Source organism: Mesorhizobium metallidurans STM 2683, from assembly GCF_000350085.1.
Classification (GTDB): domain Bacteria; phylum Pseudomonadota; class Alphaproteobacteria; order Rhizobiales; family Rhizobiaceae; genus Mesorhizobium; species Mesorhizobium metallidurans.
Genome location: NZ_CAUM01000112.1, coordinates 79,299 through 94,624 on the forward strand (window position 1 = coordinate 79,299; position 15,326 = coordinate 94,624).

Sequence of the window (15,326 nt, forward strand, 5' to 3'; positions counted from 1 at the left end):
TTTTGCGAAACCGTAGCGGGATTATTTCGAAATGATAACGAATGTCAAACGAAATATAAACGGAGACGATTGCCGTTACGACATTCTCTAGGACAGCGACGTCTCGATCAGCTGAACCTCCGCCTCCTGGCAGATCTTGCGTACCGACGGAATGTCGCAGCGGTCGGTGATGAAGGTGTTGACCTGCGACAGATGACCGATGCGAACCGGCGCCGTGCGCTCGAACTTGGTCCGGTCGGACACCAGGATGACATGCCTCGCATTGGCGATGATCGCCTGCGCCACCTTCACCTCGCGAAAGTCGAAATCGAGCAGCGCTCCGTCATGATCGATCGCCGAGGCGCCGATCACTGCATAGTCGACCTTGAACTGTCGGATGAAATCGACCGCCGCCTCGCCGACCACGCCGCCGTCGGAACCCCGCACGACGCCGCCGGCGATCACCACCTCGATCGAAGGATATATGCGCATCCTGTTGGCAACATTGATATTATTGGTGATGACCATCAAGCCCGTATGATCGAGAAGCGCCTTGCTGACCGATTCTGTCGTGGTGCCGATGTTGATGAACAGCGAGGCGTTGTCAGGGATCAGCCTCGCCGCCGCAAGGCCGATCGCTTCCTTCTCATCGGCGGCGATCTTGCGCCGCGCCTCATATTCCAAGTTCTCGATGCCGGACGGAAACAGCGCCCCGCCATGGATGCGGGAAAGCAGCCTTTGATCGCACAGATCGTTGAGATCCTTGCGGATGGTCTGTGGCGTCACGTTGAAATGCGTTGCCAGATCATCGACCAGCACACGGCCATGATCCTTGGCCATCTGGATGATTTCGGCATGCCGTGGCGACAGATACATCAGGGGAGCCTCTATTTTCGTTTTTCTTGTCCATAGCCCAAAACGAAAGTGATGAAAAGGCGCAGGTCGATTAATGAAAATCAGATGATAGCGAAGGCAAACTTCGGCGCAACTCTCAGAGACCAATCACGCCAGGTCGCGGGCGATCTCCGTGATGGTCTCGAAAGCAGTGTCGATATCCGCCGCCGTCGTCTCGAACTGGCCGACTTGAAAACGGATCGCAACATGCCCGTCCACGCGCGTCTGCGTCAGGTAGATGCGGCCATCGTCGTTGATCGCATTGACCAGGCGAAGGTTGTGGTCGTCCGCATCCCAGCCTTCGGCCGCTATGTGCCGGAACGAAAACAGCGACAGCATCGGTTCGGTGACGATCTCGAAATCCGGCTCTCCGGCCAGCCGCGCAGCGAGACGTTCGCTCCAGACGACATGGTTGCGGATCATGGCCCGCAGATTTTCCAGCCCATGGGCCCGCAGCAGGAACCACAGTTTCAGCGCGCGAAAACGCCTGCCGAGCGGCACCGACCATTCGGAATAATTGATGATGCCGTCGCGTCCATGCGTCTTCAGGAATTCGGGCTTGATCGCCAGCGTGCGGACGAGATCCTCCGGCTGCCGGATGAACTGAACCGAGCAGTCGAACTGCGCACCCAGCCATTTATGCGGATTGAAGACGATGGAATCCGCCTGCTCGGCGCCAGCCCAGAAATGACGGTATTCCGGGCAGATCATCGCCGATCCGGCCCAGGCCGCATCGACATGCAGGTAGAGCCCGTGGCGCCTGGCTACCGCGGCAACGCCGGCAACGTCATCCGTGCCGCCGGTGCTGGTGCCACCGACGCTGGCGATGATGCCAGCCGGCACCATGCCGCTTTTGCGATCGGCGACGATTGCCGCTTCGAGGGCGATGATATCCATTGCATGGAAGCGGCCGGCAACGGGAATGCGCACGAGGTTCTCCTCGCCGATGCCGGATACCCAGATCGCCCGGTCGATGGAGGTATGCACCTGGTCGGACGAATAGACGCGCAATGTCGGCTGGCCTTGCAGGCCCTTCTTGTTGCCCTGCCAGTCGAGCGCGCGCTCGCGCATGGTCAACACGGCCGCCAGCGTCGCCGACGACGCCGAATCCTGCATGACGCCGGAAAACCCCTCCGGCAAACCGAGCGCCTGCCGCATCCAGTCGACGACGCGCGTCTCGAGCTCGGTTGCCGCCGGCGACGTCTGCCAGAGCATGCACTGCGCGGCCATCGCCGAGACCAGATATTCGGCCACCACCGAAGCGGGTGCGGCGTTGGCCGGAAAATAGGCAAAGAAGCGCGGATGCTGCCAGTGCGTCATGCCCGGCAGGATCTTTTGCTCGAAATCGGCGAAGATTGCCTGCATCGTCTCGCCATCTTCCGGTGGCGACGCATTGATGCTTTTGAAAATCTCGCCCGGCTCGACGAGCGGCCGCACCGGCCTTTCTCGCAGCGTGTCGCGGTAGTCGGCACCCCATTCAGCCGCGTACAGCGACCACTCGCGAAATTCATTGCCTTTCATTTCCCTCTCCGTTGCCCCTCGTCGAGCGGATACGAGGCGATCAAAGATCACGAAAAATAGGCGACTTTCATTCGGAAAAATCGGGCAAGCTCGCAAAAGCAGCCTTCAGCGCATTCGACCAGCCGTCCGAGATCGTGCGGTAATATCGATCGTCCTGCGCTATCCGCTTCTTCAGGCTGATCTTGAAGGCGTCCTTTTCGTAGAACAGCAGGTCGAGCGGCAGGCCGACCGACAGGTTCGATTTCAGCGTCGAGTCGAACGACACCAGGAGCAGCTTCACTGTTTCGGCGAAACTCATCGTCCTCTCATAGGCGCGGATGATGATCGGCTTGCCGTATTTGGTCTCGCCGATCTGGAAGAACGGCGTGTCGTCGGTCGATTCGATGAAATTGCCCTCGGGATAGATCATGAACAGCCGTGGTTCGCTGCCCCGGATCTGGCCGCCGAGGATAAACGAGGCATTGAAATAGGAATCGGCCTTGTCGCCGGTAGGCGACGAGTGGGCGATGACTTCCTTGACGGTGTCGCCGACCATCCGCACCGTCTGGTACATGGAAGGCGTTTCCAGCAGCGTCGCGTGGCGATCGGCAATTGCCTTGGTGCGTTCGTCGAGCAGGCTGACCACGGCCTGCGTCGTCGCCAGATTGCCCGCCGACATCAGCACGATGACGCGCTCGCCCGGCTCCTCCCAGACATGCATCTTCTTGAAGGTCGAGATCGAATCCATGCCCGCATTGGTGCGCGTGTCCGACATGAACACGAGCCCACGATCGATCTTCAGCCCGACGCAATAGGTCATCGAATCTCTTTGGCAGCAATCTTGCCGGGAATTACTGCTCCACCGTGACGGTGACCGCAAGCTGTTCTTCCGCCTGTCCCAGCCGAATTCCCGACACGGGCGTGGCATCGCGATAATCGCGGCCGGTCGCCACCTTTACATAGCGTTCGTCGGGAGAAATACCGTTGGCCGCATCGAAGGCAACCCAGCCGAGCCCGAACACATGCGCCTCGGCCCAGGCGTGGCTTGCCGCCTGCTCGACCGCCGCATCCAGCATCAGATAGCCGCTGACATAGCGGGCCGGAAACCCCATGGCGCGCGCCGCGGCGGCAAAGATGTGGCTATGGTCCTGGCAGACGCCGGTCTTGAGCGCCAGCGCCTCCTCGGCCGGCGTCGTCGCATTGGTGGTGCCGGGCGTATAGGCGACGCGCTCGCCGATCGCGGCCATCAGCCGGTGCAGCCGTTCGATGTCGGTGCCCTTGCCGACCGATGCGGCAAGCTCGCGGATGCCGTCGCCGATCGTCGTCAAAGGTGTCTCATGGACGAACAGCCAGAGCGGTGCAAAACCCTGATGCGGCCCGGAAACACCAGCGGTGTCGCGCGTCACCACCTCGCCAGCTGCCTCGACGGTGATGAAATCGCGCTCGCCTTCGACGCTCAACAGCCGCGTGTCATTGCCGAAATGGTCGGTGAAGCGCACTTCCTCGCGCGCGCCGTAGATCTGCAGCTCCCAAGACAGCACCGTCTGCGTCTGACCGCTTAGCGGGAGAAGCCGCAACCGCTGCAGCAGATAGTGCACCGGCGCATCGTAACGGTATTCGGTCCGGTGAGTGATCTTGAGCCGCATGGGCGTCATTTTCCATTTGTAAGCACGATCTTGTCCGCAAACCGGTTTCCACTTTGCGGATCATGCTTAGTAAAACTTGTAGTCCTGCGCGATCTCGTCGCCGAGCCTGGTGTTGTCGCGAATGAAATTGGCCAGGAATTCATGCAGGCCGGCGTCGAATATGTCCTTGATCGAGCCAGCCGTCAGCATGGACTGGGTCTTGCCGGCCGTCGCATGACAGGCATGGCGTTCCCCATAGTCGTCGCCGAGGAATTTCAGGTGCTCCGTCAGGAAGCGGTAGCAGAAGGTCAGCGAGCGCGGCATGCGCACATTGAGGATCAGATAATCGGCGATGTTGGTCGGCTTGTAGTCGGCCTCGTAAACCCAGCGATAGGAGCGGTGCGCCGACACCGAGCGCAGGATCGATTCCCACTGGTAATTGTCCAGCGTCGAACCGACCCAGGAGATCGACGGCAACAGCACATAGTATTTCACGTCGAGGATGCGCGCCGTGTTGTCGGCGCGCTCGACATAGGTGCCGAGCTGCGAGAAATCGAAGATCTCGTTGCGCAGCATGGTGCCGTAGAACGAGCCGCGGATCAGCGCCGTCTCGCGCTTGATGGCATCGAGCACGCTGGGCAGGTCGCGCTCGTCGATCCGCCTGGCCAGCATCCGCTTCAGCGCCATCCACGCTTCGTTGATACTCTCCCAGGTCTCGCGCGTCAGCGCGGTGCGCACCATGCGGGCATTGTTGCGGGCCGTTTCGATCGACGACATCGTGCTCGATGGGTTCGACGTGTCCCTCAGCAGGAAATCGGCGACATTGGCTGCGGTGTACTCCTGGTATTTCTGGGTGAAGGCAGCGTCCGAACCGGCGCTGAGCAGCACCGAATTCCACTCTTCCGAGGCGTTCTGCGTACGGGTCAGCGCCATGCGCAGCCCGGCATCGACCAGCCGCGCCATGTTTTCCGCCCGCTCGATATAGCGGTTCATCCAGTAGAGCCCGTTGGCGGTGCGGCCGAGAAGCATTCTACGCGGTCCTTTGGGCGGTGAATGGTGAATGGTGAATGGTGAATGGCAAGATTTTACCTGGACAGAACATTGCGTTTTTCTCTTCGAGGCATTCTACCGAAGTCAATGAGAATATCATTCTATTCCATTCACCATTCACCATTCACCATTAATCATCCAGCACCCAAGTATCCTTCGTCCCACCGCCTTGCGAGGAATTGACAACCAGCGACCCTTCCTTGAGCGCCACGCGCGTCAGCCCGCCGGGCACGATCTGGATACGGTCGGAAACCAGCACATAGGGCCTGAGATCGACATGGCGCGGCGACAGTCCCTTCTCGGTCAGAATCGGACAGGTCGACAGCGCCAGCGTCGGCTGGGCGATGTAGTTCGACGGCTTCGCCTGGAGTTTCTTGGAAAAATCCTGGCATTCCTTCTTGGTCGCGGCCGGTCCGACCAGCATGCCGTAGCCGCCGGAACCATGCACTTCCTTGATGACCAGTTCGTCGATGTGCTCGATCACATATTTCAGGCTGTCCGGTTCCGAGCAGCGCCAGGTCGGGATGTTGCCGAGGATCGCCTTGCGGCCGGTGTAGAATTCGACGATCTCGGGCATGTAGGAGTAGATCGCCTTGTCGTCGGCGATGCCGGTCCCCGGCGCATTGGCGATGGTGATGTTGCCGGCGCGGTAGACATCCATGATGCCGGGCACGCCAAGCGCGGAGTCCGGCCGGAAGGTCAGCGGATCGAGGAAGGAATCGTCCACCCTTCGGTAGAGCACATCGATCTGCTTGTAGCCTTCGGTGGTGCGCATCGCGACATGACCGTCGATGACGCGCAGATCCTGCCCCTCGACCAGCTGCACCCCCATCTGGTCGGCAAGGAAAGCATGCTCGAAATAGGCCGAGTTGAAGCTGCCGGGCGTCAGCACGGCGATGGTCGGCGTGCCTTTCGTGCCTTGCGGCCGCACCGCCGCCAGCGACTGGCGCAGGAGCTGCGGGTAGTTTTCGACAGGCCGCACCTTGATCTGCTGGAACAGCTCGGGAAAAAGCTGCATCATCGTCTCGCGGTTCTCCAGCATGTAGGAGACGCCGGATGGCGTGCGTGCATTGTCCTCCAGCACATAGAATTCGTTCTCGCTGATGCGCACGATGTCGACGCCGATGATATGGGTGTAGACGCCGGCCGGCGGCCTGACCCCGATCATCTCCGGCAGGAACGCCTCGTTCCTGGCGATCAGCTCCTTGGGAACGCGGCCGGCGCGCAAGATCTCCTGTCGATGATAGATGTCGTCGAGGAAGGCGTTCAACGCCTGGACGCGCTGCTCGATGCCTTGCGTCAGCCGCCGCCATTCATTGCCCGAAATGATGCGCGGAACGATATCGAAGGGGATGAGGCGTTCGGAGGCTTCCTGCTCGCCATAGACGGCAAAGGTGATGCCGGTCTTGCGGAAGACGCGTTCGGCGTCCTGCATCTTCTCGGTAAGTCTGGCCGGGTCCTGCTCCTTCAGCCAGCGATCGTAAGCCGAATACGGTTTTCTCAATCCGGAGACTTCCGGAAGCATTTCGTCGAACGCTGCCAATCGCATACTCCCCTGTGCAGCCATTTCACTGGCGTCGCCGGAGAAAATCAAGCGCAATCGGCAATTTAAAGGGTGCCGGCGATCAGTATGTCACCGCTGCCTAAAATTAGGGCAGCAACAATATGGCTGTGTCAGGGGTTTGCCTCGTTAGAAGGCGCGGAAGGTGACGACCGTAAACGTGTCCTTGATGCCGGTGAGAATCTGCACCTTCTCGTTGACGAAGTGGCCGATGTCCTCCTCGTCGTCGACATAGAATTTCGCGAGCAGGTCGTAGTTGCCGGCGGTCGAGTAGATTTCCGAGGCAATCTCGGCATCGGCCAGTGCGCTGGCAACGTCATAGGCCTTGCCCAGGTCGCACTTTATCTGCACGAAAAACGCCTTCATTGCCCGATCCTGCTCAAGCTTCCACGCATAGGCGGCCCTTGTGGCAGACTGCTGTCCTGCTTTCAAGCATGAGGGCGCCTGGGTTCACCCCCTTGCGTGCGACGTTGAATGTTGCCGTCGCTGAAACCATGAAGCGCCGTCGAGCGTATGATATGCTGAGCGTCTTCGGACGGCTCGTCTGGGACAGCGGAGACAGGCCATGCGCCGAGCGATTTTCGCACTAGCAATCGTTACACTCATCCTGGCATCCCCGGCCTTGGCCGGCGATGCCGAAATCAAGGCAGGCCAGGCAACGATCGACGGTCAATTGAAGGCTTTCATGGCCGACGATGGCGCGGCCGCCTACGGCTTTGCCGCACCGAATGTGAAACGCATCTTTCCGACCGTCGACACCTTCATGAACATGGTGACCAATGGCTATGCGCCGGTGCGCAAGCCGCGGACCTATTCCTTCGGCAAGGTGCAGGAAATGAGCCCGACATCGATCATCCAGCAGGTGCTGATCGTCGGACCGGACGGCAAGGACTACGAGGCGGTCTACACGCTCGAGCAGCAGCCCGACGGGACCTACCGGATAACCGGCTGCAGCCTGCGCGCATCCAATGCGCTGAGCACCTGAGGCCGGTCATATCGCGGGAATATCACCCCTCGCCCAGCCTTCGGAAATTTCCGCGGCCCGCGCGTCGAACGCGCCAGCCTCGATCGCGGCGCGAATGTCCTGCATCAGCTTTTGATAGTAGGAAAGATTGTTCCAGGTGAGCAGCATCGCTCCCAGCGCTTCTTGCGAACGCACCAGATGGTGCAGATAGGCGCGCGAGTAATCCCGCGCCGCCGGGCAGTCGCTCTCCTCGTCCAGCGGGCGCGGATCGTCGGCATGGCGGGCGTTGCGCAGATTGACCTTGCCGCGCCTTGTATAGGCAAGGCCATGGCGGCCGGCGCGCGTCGGCATCACGCAATCGAACATGTCGATGCCGCGCGCCACCGATCTCAATATGTCGTCCGGCGTGCCGACGCCCATGAGATAGCGCGGCCTGTCCGCAGGCAGTTCCAGGCAAGTGATATCCAGCATCTCGAGCATCACCGCCTGCGGCTCGCCAACGGCTAGTCCGCCAATGGCGTAGCCCTTCAGATCCATCGCCTTCAGCGCCCGCGCCGAACGCAGCCGCAAAGCAGGCACGTCGCCGCCTTGCACGATGCCGAACATCGCTTTGCCCGGCTGGTCGCCGAACGCCGCCTTGCAGCGCTCCGCCCAGCGCAGCGACAGATCCATGGCGCGCTCGATTTCCTTCTCCTCGGCCGGCAGCGCCGTGCATTCGTCGAGCTGCATCTGGATGTCGGAATCGAGCAGCCCCTGGATCTCGATCGAGCGCTCCGGCGACATCTCATGGGCGGCGCCATCGATATGCGAGCGGAAAGTGACGCCTTTTTCCGTGAGCTTCCTCAGCTTCGACAGCGACATCACCTGGAAACCGCCGCTGTCGGTCAGGATCGGATGCGGCCAGCGGGCGAACTCATGCAGGCCGCCGAGCCGCGCCACGCGCTCGGCGCCGGGCCTCAGCATCAGGTGATAGGTATTGCCAAGGATGATGTCGGCGCCGACACCGCGCACCTGCTCCATATACATCGCTTTCACCGTGCCGCCGGTGCCGACCGGCATGAAAGCCGGCGTGCGGATTTCACCGCGCGGCATGGTGATCGTACCGCGCCGTGCTCTACCGTCCGTCGCCGATACCTTGAAGGTAAATGCCTTACTCATTGAACTCCTTGTCGAATACCGGCGCAGCCGCGGCCTGCCTGTCGAGCGACTGCCGGTAGCGGATGCAGCCGCGCATGAATTTTGGCCAGGGTGGCACGGCGATCGCCGGCTCGGTCCTTTCCGGTAGCAGGGACCAGAGGTCCGGGTGATGCCAGCACAGATCATGGCCGGTGGCGTCGCGATGTTCGCGAATGCCGGCACGCAGCTTTTTGACCTCGGCGATCAAGGCACCGCGGTCGAAAGTTTCCAGGTCATCGTCCATCGTTCTCCTCCTTGAACAGCAGGCTTGCGTCTCCGTAGGAATAGAACCTGTAACGGTTCTCGATGGCATGCGCATAGGCCGCACGCATCGTCTGCAGCCCGCAGAAGGCCGAAACCAGCATGAACAGCGTCGAACGCGGCAGATGGAAATTGGTCATCAGCATGTCGGCGGTCTTGAAGAGGTAGCCGGGCGTGATGAAGATGTCGGTCGGACCCGACCACGCGGCGAGCCGGCCGTCGGGGCCAGCCGCACTTTCCAGCAGGCGCAGCGACGTCGTGCCGACGGCGACGAGGCGCCCGCCACGTGCCTTCGCCGCGTTCAACGCCTCGGCGGTTTCTTGGGCGACCGATCCGATCTCGGCGTGCATTTTGTGGTCGGCGGTGTCGTCGACCTTGACCGGCAGGAAGGTGCCGGCGCCGACATGCAAGGTGACGAAGCGGCGCTCGATGCCTTTCGCGTCGAGCGCGGCAAACAACTCCGGCGTGAAATGCAGACCGGCTGTCGGAGCGGCGACCGCCCCCTCCTCCCGGGCATAAATGGTCTGGTAGTCGCTGCGGTCGCGCTCGTCGTCATCGCGCTTCGACGCGATATAGGGCGGCAGCGGGATATGGCCGACAGCGTGCAGCGCCTCGTCGAGGAACGGCCCGGAAAGGTCGAAGCCGAGCAGCACCTCGCCGCCTTCGCCTTTCTCGATCACCGTGGCGTCGAACTGGCCGAGAAAGCAGGAATTGCCGTCAAGGCCGAAATGGATACGGTCGCCGGCGGCGACGCGCTTACCCGGCCGCATGAAGGCCAGCCAGCGGTCCGGCGCTGTTCGCATATGCAGCGTCGCTTCCACTTGCGCCGCCGCCTCGCCACGCCGCCTGATGCCTTTCAGTTGCGCGGGAATGACCTTGGTGTCGTTGAAGACCAGCACATCGCCGCGCTTCAGCAAGGACGGCAAGTCGCGCACCGTGCGGTCCTCAAGCCCCTTGCCCGGCCTGACCACCAGCATCCCGGCGCTGTCGCGCGGTTCGGCCGGGCGAAGCGCGATGCGCTCCTCCGGCAATTCGAAATCGAAAAGCTCGACCTTCATTCCGGCCCCCGGCCGCCGCGACAAATGCTATCGAGATGCCGCGCCGAATGCATGTCGCGCAAAAGTGCGCGCCGGTTTTGCGATAACGACATGCATCAAACAAGAACCTAAAGCGCGTCGCAGGAATCCGTTCAAACGCGACGCGCTTTGGGCAGTTCACTTCGCGTCGGCCGCGACCTTCAGCGACACGATCTTGTCGGGATCCTGCACCGGCTCGCCGCGCTTGATCTTGTCGACATTGTCCATGCCTTCGATCACCTGGCCCCAGACCGTGTATTGGCGGTTGAGGAAGGCGGCATCGTCGAAGCAGATGAAAAACTGCGAATTGGCCGAGTTCGGGTTCTGCGAACGCGCCATCGAGCAGGTGCCGCGGGCGTGGTTGGCGTTCGAGAATTCGGCCTTCAGGTCGGGCTTGTCGGAGCCGCCCATGCCGGCACGCGACGGCGCGAAGGAGGGCTTGCTGGAATTGCCGAACTTGACGTCGCCGGTCTGCGCCATGAAACCGTCGATGACGCGGTGGAACACCACGCCGTCATAGGCGCCTTCGCGCGCCAGTTCCTTGATGCGGCCGACATGGCCAGGCGCCAGGTCGGGAAACAGTTCGATGACGACCTTGCCCTTGGTCGTTTCCATGATGAGCGCGTTCTCGCGGTCCTTGATCTCGGCCATGTCAGATATCCTTTTGAGAAAACATATTAATTTGACAATTTTACTTGTCTGCGGCGATGCGCACCTTGATCATCCGGTCGGGGTCGCTGACCGTGCCATTGTTCGCCTCGTCGCCCTTCTTGATGTTGTCCACCAATTCCATGCCGCTGACGACATTGCCGACGATGGTGTACTGGCCATCGAGCGGTGGCGCCGGCGCGAACATGATGAAGAACTGGGAATTCGCGGAATTCGGGTCCTGCGAGCGGGCCATGCCGACCACGCCGCGCACATAGCGCTCGGATGTCGAGAATTCGGCCGGCAGGTCGGGAAGATCGGACCCGCCAGTACCGACGGCGCCGGCACTGAAGCCATTCTTCATGTTGCCGAACTTCACGTCGCCGGTCTGCGCCATGAAGCCGTCGATGACGCGGTGGAAGGCAATATTGTCGTAGGCGCCCTGGCGCGCCAGCTTCTTGATCTGGGCGACATGCTTGGGCGCGAGATCGGGCCTCAACGCTATGGTCACGTCGCCGTCCTTCAGCGTGATGATCATGGTGTTTTCCGGATCGGCGGCGAAGGCCGAAACAGAGGCGGTCACAAGACCGGCGAGCACGACAAGGAACGAGGCGAGCTTTTTCAGCTGCATGGTCTTCTCCGAGAAACTTATTTTGCAAATTTGGCGGTGAGCGCACCGGCCACGGCCGCCGGCACGAAGGGGCGGATGTCGCCTCCCATCGAGGCTATCTGGCGGACAAGTGTGGCGGTAATGGTTCGCACCGAGGGGCTGGCGGGCAGAAAAACCGTCTGCAGTTCCGGCGCCATGGTCTCGTTCATGCCGGCCATCTGCATCTCATAGTCGAGATCGGTGCCGTCGCGCAGGCCGCGTATCATGATAGAGGCGCCCTCTCTCCTGGCTGCGTCGATGACCAGCCCGTCGAAGGCGACGACCTTGATGCGGGCGCCGTCGCGGCCGAATTCCGCCTTTGTCGCACTCTCTATCAGCGTCACCCGTTCCTCGAAGGAAAACAGCGGCTTCTTGCCGGGATGGATGCCGATCGCCGCATAGACGATGTCGGCCACGGCCAGCGACGCTTTCAGCACGTCGAGATGGCCGTTGGTGAGCGGATCGAAAGAGCCGGCATAAAGGGCGATGCGTTCGGTCATGGCAGGCTTCTAGCGGGCACACGGGCGGAAGGCAAATCCGATTGATTGATGCAACGTACGTGAACCTTTTCGCGGACATGAACGACAGATGAATGCGTTGATCACGAACGCTTCACGCAGCGTTCACTAGGTTGCAGCTTCAGAAGATGAAACCAAATTCCCATTTAACCGTTGTTAGGCGCAGGAGAACACGCACATGCTGATCTACATGCTAGCCACCGCAATGACCGTCGCCATGCTGATCGCCACCGTATTCGGGCTGCATCAGGAGGCTGCCCGCGTTCGCGCCAAGGCCAACACCGAGCGTTTCGAAGGTTTCGGCCCACGCAAGCCTTACCGTCACTTCTAAACCACAAAACCGCAGATTGCGTTAGCGCCGGCCCATTGGCCGGCGTTGCCAATTCGAGGCCTATTCGGCGGTGTCGCTACCAGCGTCCTCGACACCGGCATCCGGCCCGGCCTCGATATTCTCTTCGGCTTCCTCGTCCGATTGCGGTTCCGAAATCCGCTCAACCGACACGACCTTCTCGCCTTCTGCGGTGTTGAAGATGGTCACGCCCTTGGTGGCGCGGCTGGCGAAACGGATATCGTGGACGGGCACGCGGATGACGGTGCCGCCATCCGAAACCAGCATGATCTGGTCGTCATTGCCGACAGGGAAGGTCGCCACCAGGCGGCCGATCTCGGCCGTCTTCGATACGTCGGTGGCGCGGATGCCCTTGCCGCCGCGGCCCGTCAGGCGGAAATCATAGGACGACGAGCGCTTGCCATAGCCATATTCCGTCACCGTCAGCACGAACTGCTCATGCGCCTTGAGGAACTCATAGCGTTCGTCGGAAAGCTCCGTCTCCTCGCCGACTTCCTCATTGGTGAGCTGGATGTCTTCCTCCTCGCCGGCCGCGATGCCGGCGGCGAGCCGCCGTTCGGCCACCACCCGCCTGAGATAGGCGGCGCGCTCGGCCGGTGGCGCCTCGACATGTTCGATCACCGCCATTGAGATCACCCTGTCGGTGTCGGCCATGGCGATGCCGCGCACGCCGACCGAATTGCGGCTCTGGAACACGCGCACGTCGCTGACCGAAAAGCGGATGCATTGGCCGGAACTTGCGGTCAAAAGCACGTCTTCATTGTCGGTGCAGGTCTCGACGCCGAGGATCTCGTCGCCTTCCTCCTCCAGCTTCATGGCGATCTTGCCGTTGCGGTTGACCTGGACGAAGTCCGACAGCTTGTTGCGGCGCACGGTGCCGCGCGTGGTGGCGAACATCACATCGAGCTCGCCCCAACTCGTCTCGTCCTCGGGCAGCGGCATGATCGTGGTGATGCGCTCGCCCTGCTCCAGCGGCAGCATGTTGATCAGCGCCTTGCCGCGCGACTGCGGGTTGCCGATCGGCAGCCGCCAGACCTTCTCCTTGTAGACGATGCCGCGCGAGGAGAAGAACAGCACCGGCGTGTGCGTGTTGGCGACGAACAGCCGGGTGACGAAATCCTCGTCCTTGGTCGACATGCCGGAGCGGCCCTTGCCGCCACGGCGCTGCGCCCGGTAGAGCGACAGCGGCACGCGCTTGATGTAGCCGGAATGGCTGACCGTCACGACCATGTCCTCGCGCTGGATCAGGTCCTCGTCTTCCATGTCCGCGCCGCCATCGGTGAGCTCGGTGCGGCGCGGCGTGCCGAACTCGTCGCGCACGGCGATGAGCTCGTCCTTGACGATCTGCTGGATACGGGCGCGGGACGACAAAATGTCAAGATAATCAACGATTTCGACGCCGATCGTGTTCAATTCGTCGGCGATCTCGTCGCGGCCGAGCGCGGTCAGGCGCTGCAGGCGCAATTCGAGGATGGCGCGCGCCTGCTCCTCCGACAGATTGTAGGTGCCGTCCTCGTTGATGCGGTGGCGCGGATCGTCGATCAGGAGGATCAGCGATTCGACGTCGCCCGAGGGCCAGCGCCGCTCCATCAACTGCTCACGCGCCGTCTGCGGATCCGGCGCGGTGCGGATCAGCTTTATCACCTCGTCGATATTGGCAACGGCGATGGCCAGACCGACCAGCACATGGGCGCGGTCGCGCGCCTTGCGCAGCAGGAATTTCGTGCGCCGGCTGATCACTTCCTCGCGGAAGGCTACAAACGCCTTCAGCATGTCGATCAGCGTCAGCACTTCCGGCTTGCCGCCGTTCAGCGCCACCATATTGGCGCCGAAGGACGTCTGCAGCGGCGTGAAGCGATAGAGTTGGTTGAGGATGACGTCGGCCACCGCGTCGCGCTTCAGTTCGATGACGACGCGGTAACCCTGGCGGTCGCTCTCGTCGCGAATGTCGGAAATGCCTTCGATGCGCTTGTCGCGTACCAGTTCGGCCATTTTCTCGATCATCGAGGCCTTGTTCACCTGGTAGGGAACCTCGGTGATGACGATCGATTCACGGTCGTTGCCGCGCTGCTCGACATTGACGCGGCCGCGCATGACGATGGAGCCGCGGCCGGTCGAATAGGCGCTGTAGATGCCGGAACGGCCAAGCACGATGCCGCCGGTCGGGAAGTCCGGTCCCGGGATGATCTCCATCAGCGCCGGCAGATTGATCGCCGGATTGTCGATGATGGCGATAGCGCCATTGCAGACTTCGGCGAGATTGTGCGGCGGAATGTTGGTGGCCATGCCGACGGCAATGCCGCCGGAACCGTTGACCAGAAGGTTGGGGAAGCGAGCCGGCAGCACCTTCGGCTCGGTGTCGGAGGCGTCATATGTGTCCTGGAAATCGACGGTTTCCTTGTCGATATCCTCCAGCAATTCATGCGCGACCTTGGTCAGCCGCGACTCGGTGTAACGCATGGCCGCCGGCGGATCACCGTCGATCGAACCGAAATTGCCCTGCCCGTCGATCAGCGGCACTCGCAGCGACCAGTCCTGCGCCATGCGCACCAGGGCGTCATAGATCGAGGCGTCGCCGTGTGGATGGTATTTACCCATCACGTCGGCGACCGGGCGGGCCGACTTCACATATTTGCGGTTCCAGTGATAGCCGCTCTCATGGGCAGCGTAGAGAATGCGGCGATGCACCGGCTTCAAGCCGTCGCGCACGTCAGGCAGCGCACGGCTGACGATCACGCTCATGGCGTAATCGAGATAGGAGCGCTGCATCTCCTCAATGATCGATATCGGCTCGATGCCGGTCGGGCCGCCATCGGCGCCGCGCGGTGTCTTCTGGTCGGTCAAATCAGGTCACAATCCAGTCGGGAATCACTGGCTGCTTATATAGGAAGCGCAGCCGAAACTCCAATGTCGGCGGCGGCTTTTCCAGTGCCCATTTTTGTGGTGATTTCAAAAGGATACCGCTGATTGCGACGATATGGCCGAAGCGCCTTTCGCCATTGCCAGGGCAAAGCTTGCCATGGGTCACAATCCTCAACCAGGGGGCACGACCGCGACAACCCGGCCGTCGTATCGC

Annotated in this window: 17 protein-coding genes; 2 read left to right on the top strand and 15 right to left on the bottom strand. The window is 61.5% G+C overall.

All coding sequences use genetic code 11. The annotated features are described in order from the left end of the window. Positions 1–87: 87 nt before the first annotated feature. The 7 genes from MESS2_RS18655 to MESS2_RS18685 all read right to left on the bottom strand — a co-directional run bounded on the left by MESS2_RS18655 (position 88) and on the right by MESS2_RS18685 (position 6,975). Positions 88–855, bottom strand: a complete 768-nt coding sequence (locus tag MESS2_RS18655) for a DeoR/GlpR family DNA-binding transcription regulator (RefSeq protein ID WP_008875960.1) — start codon at positions 853–855, stop codon at positions 88–90. Positions 856–981: 126 nt separating this feature from the next. Next, a complete protein-coding gene (locus tag MESS2_RS18660; protein WP_008875961.1) occupies positions 982–2,394 on the bottom strand; it encodes a pyridoxal phosphate-dependent decarboxylase family protein in 1,413 nt (470 codons plus the stop codon). A gap of 67 nt (positions 2,395–2,461) precedes the next feature. Beyond that, complete coding sequence (locus MESS2_RS18665) at positions 2,462–3,193, bottom strand: proteasome-type protease (protein ID WP_008875962.1); 732 nt, start codon at positions 3,191–3,193, stop codon at positions 2,462–2,464. Between the two features lie 31 nt (positions 3,194–3,224). After that, the gene (locus tag MESS2_RS18670) at positions 3,225–4,019 is read right to left on the bottom strand and encodes a transglutaminase family protein (RefSeq protein ID WP_008875963.1); all 795 of its coding nucleotides are present in this window, start codon (positions 4,017–4,019) and stop codon (positions 3,225–3,227) included. Between the two features lie 66 nt (positions 4,020–4,085). Next, positions 4,086–5,027 (bottom strand): alpha-E domain-containing protein, encoded by a 942-nt coding sequence (locus tag MESS2_RS18675; protein WP_008875964.1) that lies wholly within the window; start codon positions 5,025–5,027, stop codon positions 4,086–4,088. 151 nt (positions 5,028–5,178) lie between these two features. Continuing rightward, positions 5,179–6,591 (bottom strand): circularly permuted type 2 ATP-grasp protein, encoded by a 1,413-nt coding sequence (locus MESS2_RS18680; protein ID WP_008875965.1) that lies wholly within the window; start codon positions 6,589–6,591, stop codon positions 5,179–5,181. 147 nt (positions 6,592–6,738) lie between these two features. Next, entirely contained in the window at positions 6,739–6,975 is a 237-nt protein-coding gene (locus MESS2_RS18685) for an Lrp/AsnC family transcriptional regulator (RefSeq protein ID WP_008875966.1), read from the bottom strand. Positions 6,976–7,174: 199 nt separating this feature from the next. Here MESS2_RS18685 and MESS2_RS18690 point away from each other — a divergent pair, with 199 nt between their 5' ends. Continuing rightward, positions 7,175–7,594 (top strand): DUF4864 domain-containing protein, encoded by a 420-nt coding sequence (locus MESS2_RS18690; RefSeq protein ID WP_008875967.1) that lies wholly within the window; start codon positions 7,175–7,177, stop codon positions 7,592–7,594. Positions 7,595–7,600: 6 nt separating this feature from the next. Here the strand turns inward: MESS2_RS18690 and tgt are convergent, their stop codons facing one another. The 6 genes from tgt to coaD form a co-directional block, all read right to left on the bottom strand. Further along, complete coding sequence (gene tgt, locus MESS2_RS18695; protein ID WP_008875968.1) at positions 7,601–8,731, bottom strand: tRNA guanosine(34) transglycosylase Tgt; 1,131 nt, start codon at positions 8,729–8,731, stop codon at positions 7,601–7,603. Continuing rightward, the gene (locus MESS2_RS18700; RefSeq protein WP_008875969.1) at positions 8,724–8,993 is read right to left on the bottom strand and encodes a hypothetical protein; all 270 of its coding nucleotides are present in this window, start codon (positions 8,991–8,993) and stop codon (positions 8,724–8,726) included. Before MESS2_RS18700 ends, tgt begins: the two co-directional genes overlap by 8 nt. Then, positions 8,983–10,068: a tRNA preQ1(34) S-adenosylmethionine ribosyltransferase-isomerase QueA gene (queA, locus tag MESS2_RS18705; RefSeq protein ID WP_008875970.1), complete on the bottom strand. Its 1,086-nt coding sequence runs from the start codon at positions 10,066–10,068 to the stop codon at positions 8,983–8,985. The genes MESS2_RS18700 and queA overlap by 11 nt, the downstream gene beginning before the upstream one ends. Positions 10,069–10,224: 156 nt before the next feature. Further along, positions 10,225–10,737 (bottom strand): peptidylprolyl isomerase, encoded by a 513-nt coding sequence (locus tag MESS2_RS18710; RefSeq protein ID WP_008875971.1) that lies wholly within the window; start codon positions 10,735–10,737, stop codon positions 10,225–10,227. A gap of 40 nt (positions 10,738–10,777) precedes the next feature. After that, positions 10,778–11,272, bottom strand: coding sequence for a peptidylprolyl isomerase (locus MESS2_RS18715; RefSeq protein WP_244440026.1), 495 nt, complete (start codon positions 11,270–11,272; stop codon positions 10,778–10,780). A gap of 110 nt (positions 11,273–11,382) precedes the next feature. Continuing rightward, positions 11,383–11,883, bottom strand: coding sequence for a pantetheine-phosphate adenylyltransferase (gene coaD, locus MESS2_RS18720; RefSeq protein ID WP_008875973.1), 501 nt, complete (start codon positions 11,881–11,883; stop codon positions 11,383–11,385). Between the two features lie 196 nt (positions 11,884–12,079). On the opposite strand from coaD, the gene MESS2_RS31235 reads away from it, so the two are divergent. After that, complete coding sequence (locus tag MESS2_RS31235) at positions 12,080–12,232, top strand: hypothetical protein (protein WP_008875974.1); 153 nt, start codon at positions 12,080–12,082, stop codon at positions 12,230–12,232. A 60-nt stretch (positions 12,233–12,292) separates the two neighbouring features. Here MESS2_RS31235 and gyrA read toward each other — a convergent pair whose 3' ends face one another. Next, the gene (gene gyrA, locus MESS2_RS18725; RefSeq protein ID WP_008875975.1) at positions 12,293–15,094 is read right to left on the bottom strand and encodes a DNA gyrase subunit A; all 2,802 of its coding nucleotides are present in this window, start codon (positions 15,092–15,094) and stop codon (positions 12,293–12,295) included. 1 nt (position 15,095) lies between these two features. Continuing rightward, positions 15,096–15,326, bottom strand: a 231-nt coding sequence (locus tag MESS2_RS18730) for a hypothetical protein (protein ID WP_209436113.1), incomplete at its 5' end; no start/stop codon positions are given.

Bases quoted from the DNA above. Each gene is read 5' to 3' on its own strand.
- MESS2_RS18655 (WP_008875960.1), bottom strand. From the start codon at position 855: ATGTATCTGTCGCCACGGCATGCCGAAATCATCCAGATGGCCAAGGAT.
- MESS2_RS18660 (WP_008875961.1), bottom strand. From the start codon at position 2,394: ATGAAAGGCAATGAATTTCGCGAGTGGTCGCTGTACGCGGCTGAATGG.
- MESS2_RS18665 (WP_008875962.1), bottom strand. From the start codon at position 3,193: ATGACCTATTGCGTCGGGCTGAAGATCGATCGTGGGCTCGTGTTCATG.
- MESS2_RS18670 (WP_008875963.1), bottom strand. From the start codon at position 4,019: ATGCGGCTCAAGATCACTCACCGGACCGAATACCGTTACGATGCGCCG.
- MESS2_RS18675 (WP_008875964.1), bottom strand. From the start codon at position 5,027: ATGCTTCTCGGCCGCACCGCCAACGGGCTCTACTGGATGAACCGCTAT.
- MESS2_RS18685 (WP_008875966.1), bottom strand. From the start codon at position 6,975: ATGAAGGCGTTTTTCGTGCAGATAAAGTGCGACCTGGGCAAGGCCTAT.
- MESS2_RS18690 (WP_008875967.1), top strand. From the start codon at position 7,175: ATGCGCCGAGCGATTTTCGCACTAGCAATCGTTACACTCATCCTGGCA.
- tgt (WP_008875968.1), bottom strand. From the start codon at position 8,731: ATGAGTAAGGCATTTACCTTCAAGGTATCGGCGACGGACGGTAGAGCA.
- MESS2_RS18700 (WP_008875969.1), bottom strand. From the start codon at position 8,993: ATGGACGATGACCTGGAAACTTTCGACCGCGGTGCCTTGATCGCCGAG.
- queA (WP_008875970.1), bottom strand. From the start codon at position 10,068: ATGAAGGTCGAGCTTTTCGATTTCGAATTGCCGGAGGAGCGCATCGCG.
- MESS2_RS18710 (WP_008875971.1), bottom strand. From the start codon at position 10,737: ATGGCCGAGATCAAGGACCGCGAGAACGCGCTCATCATGGAAACGACC.
- MESS2_RS18715 (WP_244440026.1), bottom strand. From the start codon at position 11,272: ATGATCATCACGCTGAAGGACGGCGACGTGACCATAGCGTTGAGGCCC.
- coaD (WP_008875973.1), bottom strand. From the start codon at position 11,883: ATGACCGAACGCATCGCCCTTTATGCCGGCTCTTTCGATCCGCTCACC.
- MESS2_RS31235 (WP_008875974.1), top strand. From the start codon at position 12,080: ATGCTGATCTACATGCTAGCCACCGCAATGACCGTCGCCATGCTGATC.